The 20,486-nt window shown below is 70.5% G+C and carries 17 protein-coding genes and 3 pseudogenes; 10 read left to right on the forward strand and 10 right to left on the reverse strand.

Features of this window, described 5'->3' with window-relative positions; all coding sequences use genetic code 11:
- Positions 1 to 455: 455 nt before the first annotated feature.
- Entirely contained in the window at positions 456 to 1,679 is a 1,224-nt protein-coding gene (locus tag T328_RS33390; protein ID WP_496499997.1) for a helix-turn-helix domain-containing protein, read from the reverse strand.
- A 940-nt stretch (positions 1,680 to 2,619) separates the two neighbouring features.
- Positions 2,620 to 2,814, reverse strand: a complete 195-nt coding sequence (locus T328_RS33395) for a helix-turn-helix domain-containing protein (protein ID WP_496499998.1) — start codon at positions 2,812 to 2,814, stop codon at positions 2,620 to 2,622.
- A 130-nt stretch (positions 2,815 to 2,944) separates the two neighbouring features.
- On the opposite strand from T328_RS33395, the pseudogene T328_RS33400 reads away from it, so the two are divergent.
- Positions 2,945 to 3,630 (forward strand): annotated as a pseudogene (locus T328_RS33400) (HAD family hydrolase).
- A gap of 11 nt (positions 3,631 to 3,641) precedes the next feature.
- Here T328_RS33400 and T328_RS33405 read toward each other — a convergent pair.
- The 8 genes and pseudogenes from T328_RS33405 to T328_RS33440 all read right to left on the reverse strand — a co-directional run bounded on the left by T328_RS33405 (position 3,642) and on the right by T328_RS33440 (position 10,948).
- Positions 3,642 to 4,283, reverse strand: a pseudogene (locus T328_RS33405) (HAD family hydrolase).
- Positions 4,284 to 4,666: 383 nt separating this feature from the next.
- Positions 4,667 to 5,764, reverse strand: coding sequence for a serine hydrolase domain-containing protein (locus T328_RS33410; protein WP_496499999.1), 1,098 nt, complete (start codon positions 5,762 to 5,764; stop codon positions 4,667 to 4,669).
- Between the two features lie 267 nt (positions 5,765 to 6,031).
- Positions 6,032 to 6,526 carry a hypothetical protein gene (locus T328_RS33415; RefSeq protein ID WP_496500000.1) on the reverse strand — a complete coding sequence of 165 codons (495 nt, stop codon included), beginning with the start codon at positions 6,524 to 6,526 and terminating at the stop codon, positions 6,032 to 6,034.
- Between the two features lie 509 nt (positions 6,527 to 7,035).
- A complete protein-coding gene (locus tag T328_RS33420; protein WP_496500001.1) occupies positions 7,036 to 7,851 on the reverse strand; it encodes an endonuclease I family protein in 816 nt (271 codons plus the stop codon).
- A gap of 446 nt (positions 7,852 to 8,297) precedes the next feature.
- Positions 8,298 to 8,765: a hypothetical protein gene (locus T328_RS33425; RefSeq protein ID WP_496500002.1), complete on the reverse strand. Its 468-nt coding sequence runs from the start codon at positions 8,763 to 8,765 to the stop codon at positions 8,298 to 8,300.
- 126 nt (positions 8,766 to 8,891) lie between these two features.
- Positions 8,892 to 9,047: pseudogene (locus tag T328_RS33430) on the reverse strand (RHS repeat-associated core domain-containing protein); the annotation flags it as partial.
- A 77-nt stretch (positions 9,048 to 9,124) separates the two neighbouring features.
- A complete protein-coding gene (locus tag T328_RS33435) occupies positions 9,125 to 10,075 on the reverse strand; it encodes a site-specific integrase (protein ID WP_496500003.1) in 951 nt (316 codons plus the stop codon).
- A gap of 135 nt (positions 10,076 to 10,210) precedes the next feature.
- Entirely contained in the window at positions 10,211 to 10,948 is a 738-nt protein-coding gene (locus tag T328_RS33440; RefSeq protein WP_496500004.1) for a DNA cytosine methyltransferase, read from the reverse strand.
- Positions 10,949 to 11,288: 340 nt separating this feature from the next.
- On the opposite strand from T328_RS33440, the gene T328_RS33445 reads away from it, so the two are divergent.
- From T328_RS33445 to T328_RS33485, 9 genes are all read left to right on the forward strand, one after another.
- Positions 11,289 to 11,600, forward strand: coding sequence for an NADH-quinone oxidoreductase subunit A (locus T328_RS33445; protein ID WP_496500015.1), 312 nt, complete (start codon positions 11,289 to 11,291; stop codon positions 11,598 to 11,600).
- A gap of 38 nt (positions 11,601 to 11,638) precedes the next feature.
- Complete coding sequence (locus T328_RS33450) at positions 11,639 to 13,123, forward strand: hypothetical protein (RefSeq protein WP_496500005.1); 1,485 nt, start codon at positions 11,639 to 11,641, stop codon at positions 13,121 to 13,123.
- Entirely contained in the window at positions 13,116 to 14,051 is a 936-nt protein-coding gene (locus T328_RS33455; protein WP_496500006.1) for an NADH-quinone oxidoreductase subunit H, read from the forward strand. Before T328_RS33450 ends, T328_RS33455 begins: the two co-directional genes overlap by 8 nt.
- A gap of 62 nt (positions 14,052 to 14,113) precedes the next feature.
- Positions 14,114 to 14,677, forward strand: coding sequence for an NADH-quinone oxidoreductase subunit J (locus T328_RS33460; RefSeq protein ID WP_496500007.1), 564 nt, complete (start codon positions 14,114 to 14,116; stop codon positions 14,675 to 14,677).
- Positions 14,674 to 14,979, forward strand: coding sequence for an NADH-quinone oxidoreductase subunit NuoK (gene nuoK / locus T328_RS33465; RefSeq protein ID WP_496500008.1), 306 nt, complete (start codon positions 14,674 to 14,676; stop codon positions 14,977 to 14,979). Before T328_RS33460 ends, nuoK begins: the two co-directional genes overlap by 4 nt.
- A complete protein-coding gene (locus T328_RS33470; protein WP_496500009.1) occupies positions 14,976 to 16,844 on the forward strand; it encodes an NADH-quinone oxidoreductase subunit 5 family protein in 1,869 nt (622 codons plus the stop codon). Before nuoK ends, T328_RS33470 begins: the two co-directional genes overlap by 4 nt.
- An 8-nt stretch (positions 16,845 to 16,852) precedes the next feature.
- The gene (locus T328_RS33475; RefSeq protein WP_496500016.1) at positions 16,853 to 18,358 is read left to right on the forward strand and encodes a complex I subunit 4 family protein; all 1,506 of its coding nucleotides are present in this window, start codon (positions 16,853 to 16,855) and stop codon (positions 18,356 to 18,358) included.
- Between the two features lie 5 nt (positions 18,359 to 18,363).
- Positions 18,364 to 19,785, forward strand: a complete 1,422-nt coding sequence (locus T328_RS33480; protein WP_496500017.1) for an NADH-quinone oxidoreductase subunit N — start codon at positions 18,364 to 18,366, stop codon at positions 19,783 to 19,785.
- A 140-nt stretch (positions 19,786 to 19,925) separates the two neighbouring features.
- On the forward strand, positions 19,926 to 20,486 hold a 561-nt coding region (locus tag T328_RS33485; RefSeq protein WP_496495359.1), incomplete at its 3' end, for an MFS transporter.

A 20,486-nucleotide genomic window follows, 5' to 3' on the forward strand; every position in this document is an offset into this window, starting at 1 on the left:
GCCCCGTTGCGGTGACCCGGTAGACCCTCATCGTCAAGCCGGAGCCCTCGCGCCAGTGATCCGACACGGTACGCATTCAGGCCACCTCCATGTCGTGGATACGGCGCGGCCCGACGTCGATACCGTGCACGGCCAGCCACAAGACCCAGCGCCTGAACCGCTGTCGGCGCGCCGCCTGTCGTCGTTCGTGGACGAGGACGTACGGGCGCACCAGCGCAGCCCGAGCCCGTACGGCAGGCGCAGGAGGCGCCGCCGGGGCGGTAGGGATGAGGGCCGGCCGGTCGGAGCCGGCGCGATCGCGGGGTTGCGACTCAGGCCGGGCGGGGACGCCCGTGCAGAAGGTGTCCATGACGTTGCCTGCCCTCGGTGATCAGGTCGTCACCGACCGTAGAGTCGCTGTGGCCGTGGTCGCCATGGCACTTCGCCCCGAGTGCAATCCAAGGTGCCAATGAGAATCAGGACAATACGCAGGTCACAGAGGCAATCTCACGATGTCCGCCAACTCGCGCATCTCCGGAGTCAGCGTCCGCCGACGCTCCACCAGCCGGCCCACGATGTCCCGCCCATACCGCTGATGCGGCAGCCGCCGCCCGCACCTCCCGCAGCGTCGTCATCGCATCCGAATGACGGCGCAACCGCACCTGCGCGTTCGCCACGTCCAAACGATGCCGACTCCAGTTCGCCAACGTCGTACGCACCCCTCCGGCCGCAAGCGGTTCCGCCAAGGTCAGCACGCGGTCAGGCTGATCCAGAATCATCGCGTTCTCGCACTCCTTGAGCGCAACCGTCGTGGGACCGAACGTGCGGATCGGATCCGCCGCAGACTGCTGCTCATGGCCGATCAGGACCGCTGCCGCCTGCGCCATCCGCAGAGCATCCACTGCTGCACCGTCCCGCGCGTCCCTCATCGAGGAGTTCGACACACGGAGCAGCATCCAGCCCCACGCCGCCAACTCGTCCGCTGTGGCCCGGGACAGCCGAGCAGGCTCCGCATCGTCCGCCCACCGCACTGCGTACTCGTATGCCTCCTGGAGGCGGCCCTGCCGTAGAAGCAGCCAGCACAGGGAGTTGACCATCGCAATGCCCTGGACGTGATCGCCCGCGTCCTGCAGATGCCTGGACATCAGTTCCTCGGCGGCGTCGAACTGGCGAGTCTGGGTGGGCAGCCACCCGGTCAGGAGCATCACCCGGAACCGCAGGTGGCGCCCCTCTCGGCTGTGTGCGGCCAGGACTTCGGCGTCTCGGAGGAGACGCGGGAGCGCGTCGGCGACCTCGACGAACCGGTGCTTGGCGCGGAGTTTTAGTAGGTCGTCCACAGCGGATCGCACGCCCTCGGGGGTGGGCGGTTCGCTGATGTCGTCCGGTGGGAGAGAGGCGAGGGCCTGTCGTACGGGCGCCCATCGGTCGAACGTGTGTGTGTCGGCGGCTTCTTGGGTGTGTCCGCAGACCAGGCTGCTGGTGGAGACGCGCAGTGCGACGGCGAATTTCCGGGCGGTCTCCAGCCGGGTGTCGGTGAGTTCACCCTGTTCCAGCTTCCTGAGAAGGGAGAGGGATGGGCCGGCGGCTGCGGATAGCTCCCGCTGTGTCATCCCCCGGCGCTTACGGGCCTTCCTGATGCGGTCTCCGATGTGTTCTTCGGGATGCTCGGGCATACTGAACTCCCAGTTCTGCAGCGACACCAGAACGGTACCCCTGGGGAGTACCACCCGAACGGCCCCCGGAGACGGGGGCCGTTCGCAGCACCCGGCGCCCCACCCCCATGTACCCGAACGCGAGAGCGACGCCGCGGAAGTCCCGCCCGGAGGACCCCGATAACGACACTCACCATGCTCCACCCTGGCGCCATGGGTTCGGCCGTTGCCGCCCAGGCAGTCGCCGGTGGCCAAGAGGTTCTCTGGGTAGCCGAAGGACCGGGCTTAGCGAACCAATGAGGCTTCCCGAACTGGAACCACGAGCACAAAAGCCGCCCCCGCGCCCCTGGCGTAGCGCCGGAGAGTAACCCGACCGGGGCGCACTCGGTGGGACACGACGGACGAACGAAACCGCTACGAACTCGGCGCAACATACCCTAACAATCCCGACAAACCAGGCCCACATTTCGCCTTCTGCCCATCAACGCGCCCAGCCCACTACGCAATCCCCCGCCAGGCCGTCCGCGGCACCCGGCACCACCCAGGCGGAGAAATCCAGCCGCAACTCGTGGCAACGCCCGGCGATCCAACCCGAATCGATGGCGTCCCGCCGGATGGTGTAGCCGGTCAATGGACCGGAACGTGCAGGTCACGCCGGCGCCTCGACCGGCCGGGGCACTCCGGCGCCTGACCGGGCCATTTCGCGTGCGGCGCCCAAGGAGAGGTCACCGCGAGCCAGGCACCGGAGGGCGAAACTCGTGATCGCTTTACACCACCTCGTGGAACGCGATCCACGCGGCGGTGCGACGTGCCAGATTCCGTCAAGGTTGCATGCAGAACCTGCCTGCATACTCGTGCAGATCCGGTCGCCGGTCGGTGCCGCGGCCCCGGCACCCCGGCTGAAGGCGTCACGCAGATGCCGACGGATGCCCCCGATGCACGGCAGGAGAAGACCAATGCGCCTGACCATGAAGCCCTCGGGCGGGCATTACCACGAAGATACCGCCGGCGGCGACGGCCGGTGGAGAAGCGCGGAGGACGGCGTCTTCTTCCCGTTCTCGATCAGCGAGAGGTAGCGCTCGGTGATGCCGCAAAGGCCGGCGATCACCGCCTGCGAGCGGTTGCCGTTCTCACGCCGGTAGTAGCGGACGCGCTCGCCGATCGGGAGTCCCGGCAGATCCACCGCCCTCGCCTCTCACTGCGTGCTTCTCGTCGGGACAAGCGTATGACGGCCGACTGATCCCCGGCACCGTAGTGCCCGAACCATGTGAGACGTTGATGCGGTCAGGCAAGCGCAGTTGGAGGAGGCGCCCATGGTCCGGCTGGTCCTGTGGGACATCGACCACACCCTGATCGACACGCGAGGTGTCGGCCGCGAGCTGTCCGCCACAGCGTTCCGCGAGGTCACCGGCCAGACGATGAAGAACAGGCGAAAGTCGACGGGATCACCGAGGCGGTCATTTTCCGAGAGACCGCGCGTCTGCACGGCATCACCGGCGACCGGAGCGACTTCGAGAGCTTCGCTCACGCTCTCACCGAGCAGCACCTCAAACGGGCAGCAGACCTCCGCGAGCGTGGCCATGCGCTACCCGGTGCCGCCACGGCTCTCGATGCCCTTGCCGCCGAACCTGAACTGACGCAGTCCGTGGTCACGGGCAACGTGCGTCGTGTCGCCCAGATCAAGCTGCAGCTCTTCGGCCTCGACCGGCACATCCGCTGGGACCTCGGCGCATACGGTGAGGAGCACGACGAGCGGGCCGACCTCGTCGGCCTGGCCCTGGAACGCGCCTGTGTGCCTGCCGTAGACGCGGTTCTGATCGGGGATACGCCTGCAGACGTCGCTGCTGGGCGCCGGCAAGGCGTCCGGGTACTTGCGGTGGCGTCCGGCCGCAGCGACGAAGCCGAGTTGCGCCAGGCTGGGGCTGACATCGTGCTGTCGAACCTGGAGAACGCGCGATTGCTGGTGCACCTCGTCCACGGCGGAGACAAGACGCCCTAACCTTTCGCACGTCAATCGGCGATGATCGCCGTAAGGTCGGTGAGGGTGTCGATGCGCCAGTCCGCGGCGCGCACCACCTCGGGGTCGTCAGCCCACCAGTGCCCCCACGGGCCGCGCCGCAGGTGCGCTGCCCACATGCCCGCCCTCTTCGCCGGAAACACGTCGTTAGGCGGGTGGTCACCGACGTACACGGTCTCCGTTGGCTCGGCCTGCGCCACCTCCAGCACGCGGGCGAAGAACGCCGCTCCGGGCTTGGCCACACCCCACTCTCCGGAAGTGACGATGAGATCCGCCGGCAAGTCGAGTGCTCACAGCAGCTCGCCCGCGCGGATCGTCTGGTTCCCGGCGACGACCACGCGCACGCCGAGCCTACGCAGGCCGCTGAGCGCTCCGCGCACATCCGGATAAAGGTCCTCCTCCGCCAGCTGCTCGCCGCAGCCGGCTTCTTCGCGGGCAATGCGCTCCGCGTCGATGTCGATGCCCGGACGCAGCAGGCGCAGCGCCTCGGCGTTGTCGCGGCCGGCGACCACCGCGGCGCCGACGAGCGCAGACAGGGTGTGCCGCGGAACACCGAGCCAGTCGGCCCACCTCGCCCAGTAGCGGTCGTCACGGACCAGGGTCTTCCCGATGTCGAGGACGATCGTCGCAATCACATGCGCAGCCTAGGCTCGGCACACACCGGGCAGACGCCCGGCCCGAGCGTGCGTTTACCCCACCGGGCCGCTCGCATCGCCCCCCGAAGCCCCCTGCCGGCATCAATACGGCATCGGAGGAGTGCCGACCGAACGCGGCCCTGAGACCGGACGCGGGAGCGCTGAAGGCATGACGAAGATCTGGTGCGACGCCGCGGGGCCGGACGAAACCGATCGTAGAAACGCACCCCCGACGGCAGTCGAAGCAGAAATCGGACCACCACCCCGGGTCAGCCCCTGCCGTGACGGCTCGGCCGGGAGGCAACGACGGACCTCTGGGACACCCCGTCAGCGGCGGGAAGTCCGCGACGGGGAGTTCCGCTTCGTCCCCGGCTCCTGGTGAATCACGTGGATTCCCCGGGGCAGAGCACGTCGTCGGACGCCTCGGAGACGATCGAGCCGATGTGGTCCGGGGGGACGGCGATGGTGACGGAGATGGCGAGTTGCCGGCGTCCGTCGGCTGAGGTGGAGGTCATGGAGGTGGAGCCGGGCCCGGCTCCGGCCGCCTTCGTGACCGGGCACGTCGCGGGTTGGTCAGATGTGGTTTCCGGAGGTGTGGTGATTACTTCTTGCAGGTCCGGGGGCAGCAGCTTGCCCTGGTTGAAGGCCCGGAAAAAGGTGGTGAGATCCTCCGTGTTCGAGATGACGGCGCCTGCCGCCCAGGTGAAGGTGGCGTTCAGTTGGTCGGTGTCGCGCAGGTGTCCCTGGGCGTCGGGGTAGTAGCCGTGCCCGTGCGGCCCCTTGATGCGCTCGGTGGGTGAGGTGGGCACGTAAGTGCGGTCCATGTGCAGCGGCTGGAAGAGTCGTTGGTCGAGCACGTCGGCGAACCGGTCGCCGGTCACGTTCTCGATGATCATGCCGAGCAGGACATAGTTGATGTTCGAGTACTGATTCTTCTCGCCGGGGGCGAACTCGCGGGGCTTGCTCCGGGAGATCTCCAGCAGGTCGACGGGGGAGATGTCGCTGGTGTCGAACTGATCGACGTCTCCGGCGAAGTCGGGGATGCCGGAGGTGTGCTTGATCAGCTGACGCACGGTGATCTCGTCGGCGCGTTCGACGAGGTTCTGCTCGGCCACGCCGGGCAGGACGTCGCTGAGCTTGTCGTCGAGGCCGAGCTTGCCCTCGTCCACCAGTTGCAGGAGGACGGTCGCCGTCATGAACTTCGTCTGTGACCAGGCCCGGTAGCTCGACTCGGTGGGAATCGTGCCGCCCTGCCCGTCGATCAGCTGCGAGCCTGCGGTTCCGCGGTCGATGCGCTTGCCGTCGTAGTACGCCTCGGCGATGACGCCCACCACACCGGGGTTGCTCGCCAGTTCCTCCATCACCTGTTGCACGTCCCCGGTCTCTGGTTCGTCGGGGGCGGCGGTGGCCGGCGCGGCCGTGCTGAGCGTCAGCATCGCACTCACGAGTGCGGTGACGCCGGTCGCGGTCAAGCGTTTCATGAACCGTTCTCCTAGCTGGCCATGCGTACCGAGAGAGGGACGCTGCCGCGCCTTCTGGCCCGACGCTGAAGAAGCTAGGGTCGGCAACTGATCGCGAACTGAACAGAAGATCACGGCCCGCTGAGAGTTCGCTGAGAGTTCGCTGAGCCGACGGACTGGTCACTCAGGTCGCGGCCGGGGGGAGCTTCAGCTCCGGAGGACCGCAGCCCAGGCGCGCTGCCTCGGCCTCCGCGTAGCGGGGGAGGAGCGCTCGTACCTGGTCCGGGCTTACTCTCGTTCGAGAGCCGGCGGATGCCGTTGAGCCGTCCGTCGGCCAGCGCTCGCCCGCCGACCGGGGGGTTCGGCGTCGAGTTCGTCCGGGGCCTCGATGATCGGGGACAGCGCGTCCCGGTCCAGCGCATCCCAGCACACCTTGTCCGCGGCGAAGGGCCCGGCGTCGGTCTGCCAGGCGACGGCGGTACCGCCGAGGAGAGCGCCGGCGACCGCAGCGGCCGGCACGGGACGCGGCAGGCGGCGAGGGTGCCACCAGGGGGGCGGCGCTGCGGTGCGTTCGTCATCGGCCGGTCCTCCCGGGTGCGAGCGGCCGCAGCCCAGGCGCTGCGTCACGGCGTCGGGGAACAGGGTGTCGCCCAGCCACTCCATGCGCTTCCCAGGGTCCTCGGGGGCGGGATCGTAGGTGACCTTCAGCGTCTGCTCCACCGAGGACACGCGGTACTCGACCGTGCAGGTGCCGCGTGGCCGCTCGGGCGTCCGGCGGGTCATCGGCGCCGCTGCGGCTCCCTTGGTCGCTGAAGAAGCCGCGCTCACCGCCCTCCTGCCAGGCACCCCAGCAGTACCGCTCGCCGTCGAAAGGGCAGACGCGGTTGCACAGGCGCTGTGGTGAGCAGCCCGGTGGGCCCAGGGCGAACAGCGGCTGCAAGAGGATGAACAGCACGTCGTCGCTGGCGATGATCCGAAATGCCCGTTCGTCGGTCGTCGGGTCGAAGGCCTTGCTGGTGCCCATGACGGCCTCAGTCGCCGCGATCGCGTCGCGGACCGGGCGGACCAGCGACTCCCCGAGCGGGGTCGGCACCATCCGGCGGCCTTCTCGACGGCGCCACCCTGCTCAACCCCCGCGTCTACGGGCGCGTTGAGATGGCCGTCACCGACGTCACAGGTCTGCTCACGACCGGCCCCACCACGGACAGCCCGACGTGAGCAGTCTGATGTGCCGCAGGAACGCCGGCCGTCCCGCCCTCCCCGGGTCGGGACGGCCGGCACACGCTGAATCGTTACGGCCAGATCGAGTCGACCCACTCCGGGTGGTCGATGAACGGGTTCCGGTTGTGCTGGATCTGGTCGAAGATCACCTCGTTGCGGTTCCTCTCGAAATCGCTCGGCGGGTCCTCGGCGTTCCACTCCTTGAGGACCGAGAGCTTGCCGATGGCCGGCGACGAGCCGTTGTCGACCTGTTCGTTGGGCTCCAGGTCGGCGAAGCCGTCGTCGCCGTCGTAGCGAACGGCCATGTAGAGGATCATGCGGGCGACGTCGCCCTTGTCCTCGTCGCGGGGCTCGAAGGAGTCGTCGTCGGTCAAGCTCTCCGGGGCCTGGTCGACCGGGCTGCCGCCGTAGTCGAAGTCCTTGTTCCCGCGGGTGCTGTTGACCGTCACGTCTGTGGGGCGCAGGTGGTGCACATCGGTGCCCGGACCGGTCGAGGTACCGAAGTCGCCGTGGCTCTTGGCCCAGACGTGCTCGCGGTTCCAGTCGTCGGCGTTGCCGCCGTTGGAGTCCTTGCTCTGCGAGTAGCCGCTGTAGAGGAGGATGACGTTGTCCGGGTTCTCCGGGTCCTCGTCAGTCTCCATGAGTGCGTCCCAGACCTGGTCGTACGAGATCTTGGTCTGGTCGCTGATGATCGTGTGCAGGGCGCTCTTGAGCTCCTCGCCCTCCTTGCCGAGCGCGTCCTCGTAGTACGTGTCGTCGTACGCGACGACGGAGGACGTTGCGGGTTCGGCGGGCGTTGCCGCGACGGAGGGCAGCGTACCGGTGGCCGCCGCGGCCAGAGCCACGGCGGAGATCAGCGCGGCGCGCGGTATTCGGGACGTGTCCACGGAAGGACCTCTCTCCGGGAGTTGACACCTGCCGCTGCCGGGTGTGGGGGCACGGCACGTGGGCCGGCCGGGTGCCGGACCTCCAACGAGCGTGACAGCAGGCGCAGTTGGCTTCAAGTACGTCCCCGCAGGTGGCCGCGCGTAGACCTGATTTCCCGTTCAGGCACGCCGGGTTCTGTCCAGCTACATGCCGTTGATTAGCGCCCATGGACCCCGTGCCCCCCGGCCGGCGTCAGAAGCGCTTCCGCCAGCATGAGACCGACCCCAGATCTGGTTCGACGCCGCGGGGCCGGACGAAACCGATCGTAGAAGCGCACCCCCCACGGCGGCCGAACCAGAAATCGGATCACCACCCGGGGTCAGCCTCTGCCGTGGCGGCTCGGCCGGGAGGCGTTCGGGTCGGGGGTGGTTTCGATGACGCGGGTGAGTTGCCAGCGGGCTTCCTCTCACCGGCCGCTGCGGGCGCGGGAGGACTCGTCGGCAGGGTCATCGGCGTCTTCGGCCCGCCGCCGGCCGACGGTGGTCTGGGCCGAGCGGGCCACGTCCTTGCAGCTCGGTGGCGACGACCCCATGCGGACGATGAGGTCGGCCGCCTCCATCAGACGTTGGGCGCTGCAGCCGAGAGCCATGTGCGCCACCGAACTCGCGTCGTCGCTCACACCGCCTCCGGTGGGGGTGGTGCGCACCGCGTGGAATGTGCGGTAGGCGTCCGCCAGCCGCTCGTGTGCCCGGTCCAGGCCGACCGCCTCGCGCGCCGCCGCGAGGAGTTCGGCGCAGGTGTCCCGGATGGGCGGCGCGAGCCGGTCGGCGCAGATCTCCAGGGCGTGCTCGGCGAAGTCCAAGGCCAGCTCGCGCTGGTGGCGCTCCGCGGCCTCGTCGAGCAGGGTGCCGAGCACTCGGGGAATGACGATCACGTCTCTACCATGCCCTGCGCGGCTTGCTGAGGACTTCCAGCAGCTTGGCCGTGTCTCCTGCCGCCAGGTCGAATGTGACCAGCCCCAGGTCTGAAGCTTGTTCAGCGTCATCCGCACCGGCTTGCCGTATGGCGCCAGGCCCAGCGGGTCCGTCCACACATGGGGGTTGTCGACGTATGCGGCGGGGTTCGGGCCCGGGGCCGGGCCGAGCGGGTCGGGGGTGAGGTAGCGGGCGATGTCGGGGTCGTAGTAGCGCAGGACGTTGTAGTGCAGGCCGGACTCTCCGGATCCCCCGGCGTCGGATCGTCATCCAGGTCAAATACATGCCAGTCAGTCGGACGGTTACCCACCGCGCGCTGTCAGCGCGCCCAGTCGCTCCCGGCATGGCCACTCGGTGTGAGCGGCACGGGGGCCGCCGTATCCGGCCATTTCCGTTCGGCCCTCGGCAGCAGCGCCGCCGCCGGTAGGCCGGCCGGGCCGGGGATGCCGTAGAGCTCTTCGAAGGAGGCGGGGGCATTGGCCCAGTCGACCTCCCAGACGAGATAGCCGTACGTGTCCAGTGTCTCGGCCAGCCGGGCGTGGCGCATGCGCGCCTGAACCTTGCGAGGCTCTACTCCGGAGGCCACCAGCACGGCATCGGCGAAGTGCCGCAGATCCCGGAAAGTCGTTCCCTGCGGCACGGTCACGCCGCACGCCCGCGCTCTCTCCTTCGCGAGATCGAACTCCGTACAGAGGGTGCTCTGCCGTACGGGGGTCCAGAACCTGGTGACCGTGACCAGTTCACTGAACTCCTCCGGAATCGGAGGAAGCCCGCGCCGCTCTCGCTTGTGCAGTGCGGCAGCGGACAGCGGGGCCCGCCATCGGGCCAAGTGAGCCTGGTACTCATCCCAGAGGTACTTTCCGACCGCGAGCGGCGCGCGGCTCGCTGAAGTCTTCAGCGGCGCCGCTTGCCCGCGGCGCCGCTGTTCCTCGACCAGCTGTCGGGCGGGCACGGTCTCCAGGTCGCAGCGCCGAACACCGGCGGCTTCCATAGAGCGCAGTCCTTGTAGCGCCCCAAACCAGATCAGAATCCGGTACCTCGGGGTGATCGCGTCTGCCAGCGCGACGACATGCTCCCAGGTGAGCTGGACACCCTTGCCTGTCCCTTTGGGGAGGCGGATGCCGGAGACCGGATTTCCCTGCAAGTGGCCGTCCTCCACAGCCATCGAGAGTATCGCCGAGAGCGCTTTTTTGACCGCGGAGCGCGTGGAGTCCGGCATGCCTTCGGTCTTGAGAGCAGTGAAGAAGTCCCGGTACTCGCCTCGTTGCACCTCGCCGATTGCCCGCTCGCCGAGCGTGGGAACTACGTGGCCGCGCAGACGGTAGCCGTAGGTCTCGATGGTCCCGGGCGCCCTTCGTGCCGGGACAGGAACGTCTCGATGTAGTCGGCGATGGCGGGTGTGGAGCTAATGGTCTTGCGACCCCGGTGCGGGAAAGGATCGCGGCCCTCCTCGACAGCCGCGCGCTGGCTGCGCTGGTAGGCCAGGGCCGCCTTCTTCTTGTTCTTCGCGAAGAGTCTGGTCTGCTGTTTCCCGTTGCCGTTCCCGTAGGACGAGGTCAGGGTGGGCAGCGCATGCGTGGGATCGACCTCCAACGCAGCCCCGGTCGGTGTGCCGTGCGCGGCGAGTCCCGTGTCGGTGGAGGCATGGGTAAGGCTCTCGTCGCCGTGCTTCGGGTTCGGTGAGCCAGTGGTGTTGTCGCTGGGTGGCGGGGTGGGGAGGAGGTGTTCGATCTCGTCGGCCAGGGTGGGGCCGTGGCCTGCGGATTTGCGTTTGTCCGGGTGTTGGGAGCCGCCATTGCTGCCCAGGTTCGCCGTCGGGGTTTTCTGCAGCAGTACGGTCTCGGCGTTCCTGGGGCCAGGCGACGAGGAAGACGCGCTCGCGGCGCTGCGGGGCACCGACACCAGAGGCGCGTAGGCACGTCCAGCTCGCGTCGTACCCGAGGTCGGCCAGGTCTGCGAGTAGCACGCCCAGTGCCCGCATACGGGGTTGATCGGGTTGGTCTCCCACACACCGCGGGCAGGGGTCCACGTGGCGAAGGGTGCGGGTGCCGGCTCGGGTGGAGAGCAGGCCGCGGACATTCTCGATCACCGCCCTGTTGACTGCACTTCGTTGCTGATCTTGTTTCCTCTGGTTGGTGGTCATCGGCAGGACCCGAGAGGTCCTCCACGGCTTGGCGGCCGCGCCGCCCAGACCGACCCAGCCATCTGGGCTGTGCAACTCCTGCTGCAAGCCAAGGTCATTCGCGGTCGGCTTCGCCGCAGGGGCAGTGGCTCCGCCTCCCGCCACCACTCGCCGATCCCACGTGAAGTTACCCGGTAGGGGTATAGGCTGCTGGCGCGGAGTGTGACCCGCCGAGCGCGGGAAGGCGGCGCATCGCCTGGGTATGTCGCTAAGTTAATTAGTGATCTCTCCACGGGGCGGCGCGGACGGGAAGGCGGCTGAGGTGAGTGCGTGGGAGCCGGTGCTGGTGCTGCTGGGTGTCATGGCCGGTGGCGTCGCTGCGCTTCATGGGCTGGGAGCGTGGTTGCGGGCCGGGCTGCGGCCGTTGGAGACCGGACCGTTCAGCGGTGGACTGCCGCCGCGGGAACACGCAGTCTCCCGGTTCCATGTCCGCTGGTATCCCGTCACGATGATCTTCCTGGCCTTCGACATGGAGATGCTGTTCATGTATCCGTGGGTGCGGGTCGTGAGCGAGATGGGCACACCGGCAGTGGTCGAGATGTTCGTCTTCCTGGGCATCCTCTTCGCGGCCGTCGCGTATGCCTGGCGTGAGGGTGCCTTGCGATGGACGTGAGAGCCGCGCTGCGCCGGATGGCGACGGGTCGTCCCGCCGTGCTGCTGGTCACCGTGCCGGGCGGCACAGAAGTACGACTGACGGTCGAAGCAGAACTCCGGCGGCTCGGCTGGCCGTTGGCTGAAGGGCCGGCCGGGGCAAGCGGGCTGGTGGTGGCGGGGGCGCGGGAGCCGGAGGATGGGTGGCTGAGCGCTGTTTGGGCACAGATGCCGCACCCCAAGGCGCAGGTCTGCGTGCCCGAGCCGGGTGGCGTCGCAGTTGCCTTGGAGGAGTTGGGTCGGCGGCTGTCCTCGGGGGCGGTGTGGACGGCGGCCACGGGGGGCGGTGACGGCGAGGAGGTCACCGCCTCTGAGGAGCCCGGAGGTCATACGCACGAGGGTCGCGGTGGGCAGGACCGGGCCGGCGACGACGGCCACGGGGAGCTTGCGGAGCACCACGGCCACGACGGGACTGCCGGACATGAGGACCACGGCGAGCACGCGCAGCATAGGCAGCATGCGGGCCATGACCAGCACGCCGGCCATGGTCATGGCGGGCGCCAGGGACACGACGAACACGCTGGTCACGACGAACACGCTGGTCACGACGAACACGCTGGTCACGACGAACACGCTGGTCACGACGAACACGCCGGTCACGACGAACACGGCGGTCACGGCGAAGGTGACTCGGACGTCGGGCACGGAGGCCATGCCGGCCACGACGGACACGGTGGGCACACCCACCACCACGGCGGCATGGTCGCCGGGCTGCCTATGGCCGAGCGGGCCGACGACCGTGACGGCCTGCGGCTCGACCTGCTCCATCTGCCGCTGGGGCCCACACTTTCGGACTGGCCCGCCGGGCTGGTCGTGGACGTGGAGCTGCAGGGTGATGTGGTTCAGGGCGCCCAGGTGCGTACGCCCGCGCCGACCGCCTCGCATCACCTGCCGTACTGGGACGAACCGTGGCTACGAGCTGCGTACGGCGAGGCCGTCAGCCGCGGCGCCGCCGACCGGCGGTGCTGCGCCGCGCACCTGGACAGCGTGGCGCGGTTCCTCGCGGTCGCCGGGTGGTCCGATCCCGCGGCGCGGGCCCGGCGGTTGCGCGACGCGGTGCTCACCGGGACGCCGACGGGTGCGTGGCGCCCGGAGCTGCGCCGCCTCGCCCGCCGCGTCCGGCGGTCGCGCACGCTGCGCCGGCTGACCGTCGGGCTCGGTGAGCTGCCGGCCGCCCGGGCGCGGGAGCTGGGGGTGAGCGGTCCGGCGCTGGCTGCGGATGGAGACGTGTACGGGCGCCTGCTGGTCTGGCTCGCGAGCGTGGAGCGTTGCGCCGCCGGGCTCGATGACGAACGGCCCCTCGCACCGGATGATAGGGAGGGCCCACGCGGTCGCCTTGATGCCGTCCGGCCGCCGTCGCAGGCGTTGCTGGATGCGCTGCCCGGGCTGCTGTGCGGGGCTGAGTTCGCGTGCGCGCGCCTGATTGTGGCGAGCCTGGATCCGGACCCGGATGAAGTGGCGGCGGCGGTGAGCGTGCATGGCTGACACCGCCCCGCTGTGGGCCGTCGTGCTGCTGCCCTTTGCCCTCGTCGTTGCCGCGGTGGTCGTCGCGGGCTTCGACGCGGTGCTCGCCGCGGCGGCGGAGCGCGGCCGAGGCGGCGTCCGGCTACGACAAGCCGCGGTGCCCCTGCGGGAAGGTCTGCGGCTGCTTGCGCAGCAGCCACGTCGTACCACTGCCGACGACCCGTGGCTTGGCCGGATCGGCGTCGGTCTGGTCCCGGTCGCGGCGGTGCTGGCCGCCGCCGTGCTGCCATGGGGGTTCCGTGCCGTAACCGACCCGGTCGTGGGCGTGGTGTGGTTCAACGCGATGGAGGCGCTGGCGTGGGCGGCGGTGTGGCTGGCGGGCTGGGGGCCGAACTCCGCGCTGTCGCTGATCGGCGGCTACCGCTTCCTCGCGCAGGGCCTGGCGTACGAGCTGCCGCACATGTTCGCACTCACCACCGCGGCGCTGGGCGCGGAGTCGCTGCGGGTCGGCGAGGTGGTGGTGGCCCAGCAGGGACTGTGGTTCGCCGTGTGGATGCCGGTGGCGTTCGCGGCGTACCTGCTGAGCGCGCTGGCGATGGCCTTCTGGGGCCCGTTCGACCATCCCCTGGGCCGGGACGCGGCCGGCGGCGCGGCGGCCGAGCACTCGGGCGTGGACCGGCTGGTGCTGCTCGGCGGGCGGTGGCTGCTGCTTGTGGTCACCGCGGCGTTCAGCGTGCCGCTGTTCCTGGGCGGCGGGCACGGTCCGTGGCTGCCGGCCTGGGCTTGGACGCTGCTGAAGACCGCCGTGGTGCTGGGCCTGCTGGTCGCCGGCCGGCGGCTGCTGCCGACGCTGCGCATGGAGCGGTACATGGAGTTCGCATGGATGGTGCTGGTGCCGCTGACGCTGCTACAGGCCCTGGGGGTCGCGATCGTGGTGCTCAACAGGTGAGGGACGAATGAGCGACGACGGCAGGACGGATGAGACGCGGGTGCGGGGCGGAGGCCGGGCAGATGCTCGATGACGCTGTGTTCTGGACGCTGGCCGTGCTCGCCGTGGCCAGCGGCGTCATGGTGTTCCGTTTCGACTCCATGGCCCGGGCCACGTACGCGCTGCTGCTGTCCCTGCTCTGCGTCGGCGGCCTGGTTATCCAGCTCGGCCTGGACTACCTGGGCGTGGTCGTCATCCTGATGATGACGATCGAGATGGCCATCATGGCCGTGTTCATGGTGATGTTCATGATGAACCCGGCCGGGCTGATGCCCATGTCGATGCTGCACAACACGAAGGCCGCTGCCGCGATCTGCGTGTGCGTCTTCGGCCTGCTGGCCGCGGGCATCCTGCTGGCACCGTGGCCGCGACGACGCGGCGAGCCGGACGCGGACCCGACGATGGCGCTGGGCGAGTCGCTGATGGGCCCGCACATGCTGACGATGATGACGCTGGGGCTCGCCCTGTTCAGCACCATCGTGGCCACCGTCGTGCTGGCCACCCGGCGCGGGCGGTACGACCGCTTCGGTGACGACCTGCGGTCCCGGCGCGCCGACGATCCCGTACGCGGAGGGGTGGGCCGGTGACGCTGGAGCTGTTCCTGCTGGTGGCCGCCGCGCTGTTCTGCGTCGGTCTGTTCGGCGCGCTCACCCAGCAGTCGATCGTGATGCTCATGATGGGCTTGGAGCTGATGCTCGGCGGCGTCATCCTTGCCGCCGCCGCGGTCTGGCACTACGTCGCGCCCGCGGCCACCGACGGGCAGGTGCTCGTCGTGCTCGCGGTCACCGTCATGGCGGTCGAGATGGCCATCGGGTTCGCCGTGGTCATCGCGCTGTTCCGGGCCCGGGAGGTCGACATGACCGACGAGGCGGCGGAGCTGAAGGGGTGAGCGGGCTGCTGTGGGCGCTGGTCGCCGTTCCCTTGGGAATCGGCACGGTGCTGGCCGTGTCCGGACGCAAGGCCGACCGGTACGCGCCCTGGGTCGCACTGGCGGCGGCGGGCGCGACGGTGGTGCTGGCCGTCCTCGTCGCCTTCGATCAGCCGGCGGTGCGGGCTCCTCTGCTCGAAGGGCTGCCGTTCGGCCTCGCGGTGGACGGACTTTCGGGGCTGATGGTTGTCACCGTCTCGGCGGTCACCCTCGCCGTGCTGGTCTTCAGCGTCGCCGACGTCGGCCCGGGGGCGGCACGCGCCCGCTTCTTCGGCCTGATGCTGCTGTTCTGCGGCGCCATGCTCGTGACCGTCACCGCGACGACGCTGCCCGCGCTGCTGATGGGCTGGGAGGTCATGGGCGCCACCTCGTGGGCGCTCATCGGCTACTGGTGGCGCGAGTCGGAGCGGGTGCAGGCGGCCGGGGTCGCGTTCGTCACCACCCGGGCCGCCGACCTCGGGGTGTATCTCGCCGCGGGCGCGGCGCTCGTCGGCGGGCAGGCGGCGGGCCTGCGGCTGGACCGGCTGGACGAGGCGCCGGGCCCGTGGCTGCACCTGCTGACCGCGGGGGTCGTGGTGGCGGCGCTGGGCAAGTCCGCCCAACTGCCGTTCAGCTTCTGGCTGTCTCGCGCGATGCAGGGCCCGAGCCCCGTCTCGGCACTGCTGCACTCGGCGACGATGGTCGTCGCCGGGGCGTACCTGCTGCTCCGGCTGGGCCCACTGCTCGCCGCCTCCGGCTGGGGCGACGACGCCGTGGCCTGGACGGGTGCGGCCACGGCGCTGGCCCTGGGCCTGGTGGCGGTGGCGCAGTCGGGCCTCAAGCAGTTGCTGGCCGCCTCCAGTTGCGCGCAGATCGGCTTCATGGTGCTCGCGGCCGGGGTGTCGGCGACCACCGGCGGCACCCTCCAGCTCCTCGCGCACGCCGCGGCGAAGAGCCTGGCGTTCCTGGTGGCGGGCTTCTGGCTCACGGCGCTGGGCGCCAAGACACTGGGGCACCTGCGCGGCGCCGCCCGTGGACACCGCGCTGCGGGCGCCGCGTTCACCGTGGCCGCGCTGGCCCTGGCCGGGGTGCCGCCGCTGTCGCTCTGGGCGGCGAAGGACGTGCTGCTGGCCGGCGCGCTGGAGCACAGCCCGGCGCTGTACGCGACGGGCCTGGCCGCGGCCGTGGTCTCGGCGGTCTACGCCGTGAAGGCCCTCTGGTACGTCTGGCAGCCAGCACCCGCACACGGCGACGCACGACGCAGCACCGCCTCCACAGCGCGGCTACCGCTCCCCGCCGCCCTGTCCTTCGCCGTGCTCGCTCTCGCCACCGCGGCCCTCGGCGCCCTGGCCCTGCCGGGCCCGCGGGACGCCGTCGCCCGCACGCTGGGCGTTCGCGGCGAAGCCACCCCGCACTCCTGGGAGTTCATCCTCTCAGCCGTCCTCGCGCTCGCCGTCTCCGGCGCCGTCTGGGCGTGGGGCGGGCGGCACAGCCCAGTTCCTGCACGCCTCGCGGGGTGGGCCGTGGGGTGGCTGGGCCTGGAGGCCGCGGCCCGCGCGTTCTTCGTACGCCCTGTGCAGCACCTCGCCGCAGCGCTCGCCCGCTTCGACGACCGGGTCCTGGACCGCGGCATCGACGGTCTCGCCCGCGGCACGCTACGCCTCGCCACCGGCGTCAACCGCCGGTTGGAGATCAGGGTGGACGGCGCGGTGGATGGCGTGGGCGCCGTGAGCCAGGCGCTCGGCCGGCTGGCCCGCCGTCCGCAGTCCGGCCAGGTGCACACCTACCTCGCCCAGGCCGTTGCGGCCTTCACCGTCCTCGCCGTCGTCTTCGTCCTCGTGAGGTGACCGCCACCGTGCTCACGGCCCTCGTCTTCCTCCCTGCCGCCGCGGCGGCGGTGCTGCTGTGCCTGCCGCGCGCCACCGACCGCCGGGTCTTCCTCCTGACCTGGGCGGCGGTGTCGGCCGCCGTGCTGGCGCTGACCGTCGCGGTCTGGGCGGGGTACGACCACGGCGGCGGCATCCAGTACGAGACGAACGCCCGCTGGATCCCCTCCGCCGGCATCGGCTACCACGTCGGCGTCGACGGCCTGTCGCTGCCGCTGCTGGCGCTGACCGGCGTGCTCTTCCTGGCCTGCGCGCTGTACGCGCTGCGCGAGACCCGCCGGGTACGGGAGTTCGCCGCCCTGTTCCTCTTCCTGGAGACCACCTGTCTCGGCCTGTTCGCCGCGCTCGACCTCATCCTCTTCTTCGTCTTCTTCGACCTGTCGATCGTCGCGATGTACTTCGTCATCGCCGGCTGGGGCCACGCAGGTGCCTCCCGGGCCGCGCTGAAGTTCTTCCTCTACACCTTCCTCGGCTCGCTCGCCCTGCTGCTCGGCTTCATCGGCCTCTACCTCGCTGCCGACCCGCACACCTTCGACATCGTCGCGCTGGCCGAGCAGAACCCGCTGGCCGGGCGCTCGGCCTACGGGGCGCTGGTGCTGCTGGCGGTCGGCGTGGGCCTGGCGGTCAAGACGCCGACCGTGCCGTTCCACACCTGGCTGCCGCCCGCCCACACCGAGGCCCCGGCGGTGGGCTCGGCGATCCTGGCCGGGGTGCTGCTGAAGATGGGCACGTACGGGTTCCTGCGCATCGCGATGCCGCTGCTGCCCGCGTCCTGGCGCTCGTACGCGCTGGTCTTCGTCGTCGTCGGCGTCGTCTCCGTGCTCTACGGAGCGCTGGTGGCCCTGGCCCAGACCGACTTCAAGCGCATGGTCGCGTACACCTCGGTCAACCACATGGGCTACATCATCCTGGCCGTCGGCGCCGCCGCGGCGGCCGGCGCCGACACCGCCGACGCCCGCCGGCTGGCGGTGACAGGGGCCACGTACCAGATGGTCAGCCACGGCCTGCTGACCGCCGCCCTGTTCCTCCTCGCCGGTGTCCTCTACGAGCGCGGCCGCACCTACGACATGGGCGCGTACTCCGGTGTCGCCGCTCGCACCCCGGTCTTCGCCGCCCTGACCGGCGTCGCCGTCTTCGCCTCCCTCGGGCTGCCGGGCTTCTCCGGCTTCATCGCCGAGTTCCAGATCCTCGCCGGCAGCCTCGGCCCGCGGCCGGTGGCGACCGGTCTTGCGGTGCTGGGCATCCTGCTGACCGCCGCCCTGCTGCTGCGCGCCCTGCAACGGATCTTCCTCGGCCCGCTGCGGCTGCCCGACAGCCCCGGCACGCCGCGGCCGTTCCCCGACATCCGCGCGCACGAGGCCGCGTCGATCGTCCCGCTGCTGGCCCTCGCCGTGATCCTCGGCGTCTTCCCGCGCTTCGTACTCGACGTCATCGAGCCGTTCTCGCGCCGCGTCCTGGAACTCGTCGCCCGATGAACGAGATGACGGGCATGAACGAAAACCCCCTCGACATGCTGCCCGAGGTGCTCCTCGCCGCCTCCGCCGTGCTCGGCCTGCTACTCGGCGCCTGGCTGCCGCGCCGCCGGCAGTGGCTGGTCGGGGCCCTGGCGGGAGCGTCCTGTACGGCCGGGATCGTGGCGGCCGTCCGCCAGGCCGCTGCCGACGCGCCGACGACGGCCTTCGAGGGCGCATTCGCCGTCGACGTCGTGACGTCGACCGGCCGCGTCGTCATCCTCGGCGGCACGCTGGTGGTGCTCACCCTCAGCTTCGTCCCGCTGCGGGGGGACGCGCGCGAGAGCGAGTTCTACGTCCTCGTCCAGCTCGCCGCGCTCGGCGCCCTGATGCTCACCGGCGCCCAGGACCTGCTGCTCCTGGCCGCCGCCTACCTGCTGGCGAGCGTGCCCGCGTACACCCTGGCGGGCTTCCGCAAGGACGGACCCGGCACCGAGGCGGCTCTGAAGTACTTCGTCGTCGGCGCCCTGCTGGGCGTCGTCATGCTCGCCGGGATCACCGTCCTGTATGCCGCCGGGCGCGCCACCGCGTACCCCGTGCTGAGCGAGGACCTGCCCGACGCGCCCGGCGTCCTGGTGGCCGCGGGCACGGTCGGGCTGCTGGCCGGGCTGCTGTTCAAGGCCGGCGGCGTGCCCGGGCACTTCTGGGTCCCCGACGCCGTCCAGGGAAGCAGTCCGCCCGCCGCCGCGTTCCTGGCCACGCTCCCCAAGGTCGGCGCCCTGGCCGCCCTCTACCGCCTGGCCGCGGTGCCGCTCGCTGACGCTGACCTGCCCTGGCCCGAGCTGCTCGCCGTGCTTGCCGCCGCGTCCATGACGCTCGGCAACCTCGCCGCCTTCTTCCAGACCGACGTCAAGCGGCTGCTCGCCTACTCCACCATCAGCCAGGTCGGCTACCTGCTCCTGCCCGTCGCCGTGGCCACCCGCGCCGACCAGGCCCAACAGGCCCTGCTGTACTACCTCGCCGCCTACGCCCTCACCAACCTCGGCGCCTTCGCGGTCGTCTGCGCCCTGCCGCACGCCCGCACCATCGACGACTACAGCGGCCTGCTGCGCGTGCGCCCGTGGCTGACCATCAGCCTGATCGTCTGCCTGCTCGGCCTCCTCGGCACCCCTCCCACCGCCGTCTTCCTCGGCAAGCTCGAAGTCTTCACCGCCGCCGTCGACGGCGGCTACACCTGGCTCGCCGTCCTCGCCGCCGTCAACACCGTGGCCTCCCTCTTCTACTACCTGCGCTGGATCCACCCCGCGGTCACCGCCACCGACGAGCCCCGCCCTCACCCACTTGTCCGCCCGGCCGCCCTCGCCGCCTACGCCGCCGCGGCAGCCTCCGTCGCTCTCGGCATCGCCGCCGGCCCGGTCCTCGACCTCCTCGACGGCCCGCTCACTCGCTGACCACCGCGGCAGTCTCGTGCGGCATGACGCCGTACCCGCAGCGCAGCCGGGTGCCCCGAGCGACCGCTTGCATACCCCCTACCCGTATGTTACAACTCTCTGGCAGATACCCCCAGGGGGTATAACGAGAGGGGAGCCTCATGTCATCCGTCAATCCCCGCCGCTGGTGGGCGCTGCTCGTGCTCGCCACCGCGCAGTTCATGGTCATCATGGACACCTCGATCATCGGCGTCGCGCTCCCCGAGATGCAGCGCGACCTGGGCTTCTCACCGGGCGACCTGCAGTGGGTGTTCAACGCCTACGTCGTCGCTTTCGGCGGTCTGCTGCTCCTCGGCGGGCGGCTGTCCGACCTCTTCGGCGCCCGGCGGGTGTTCGTCACCGGGTGGGGCGTGCTCATCGCCGGCTCCGTGGTGGCTGCGGCGGCGCAGTCCGCCGGGGTCGAGATCGCCGGGCGGGCCGTGCAGGGCGTCGGCGGGGCGCTGATCGCGCCGTCCGCCATGACCCTGCTGATGATCCTCTTCAGCCACGACCCCCGGGAGCTGGGCAAGGCGCTCGCCCTCTACGGTGCCGCCGCCCCGGCCGGCGGCACCGCCGGGGTCTTCCTCGGCGGTGTGTTCACCGAGTGGCTGAGCTGGCCGTGGATCTTCATCATCTACGTGCCCATCGGCATCGCCACCCTGCTCGCGACCGGCCTGCTGCCC

Source organism: Streptomyces sp. CNX435 (assembly GCF_059570575.1).

What these genes read in the sequence shown, in the direction of transcription:
- T328_RS33410 (WP_496499999.1), bottom strand. Translation starts at nt 5,764, where the DNA reads ATGAAACGCTTGACCGCGACCGGCGTCACCGCACTCGTGAGTGCGATG.
- T328_RS33415 (WP_496500000.1), bottom strand. Translation starts at nt 6,526, where the DNA reads ATGACCCGCCGGACGCCCGAGCGGCCACGCGGCACCTGCACGGTCGAG.
- T328_RS33440 (WP_496500004.1), bottom strand. Translation starts at nt 10,948, where the DNA reads ATGACCACCAACCAGAGGAAACAAGATCAGCAACGAAGTGCAGTCAAC.
- T328_RS33445 (WP_496500015.1), top strand. Translation starts at nt 11,289, where the DNA reads ATGGCCGGTGGCGTCGCTGCGCTTCATGGGCTGGGAGCGTGGTTGCGG.
- T328_RS33455 (WP_496500006.1), top strand. Translation starts at nt 13,116, where the DNA reads ATGGCTGACACCGCCCCGCTGTGGGCCGTCGTGCTGCTGCCCTTTGCC.
- T328_RS33460 (WP_496500007.1), top strand. Translation starts at nt 14,114, where the DNA reads ATGCTCGATGACGCTGTGTTCTGGACGCTGGCCGTGCTCGCCGTGGCC.
- T328_RS33480 (WP_496500017.1), top strand. Translation starts at nt 18,364, where the DNA reads ATGACGGGCATGAACGAAAACCCCCTCGACATGCTGCCCGAGGTGCTC.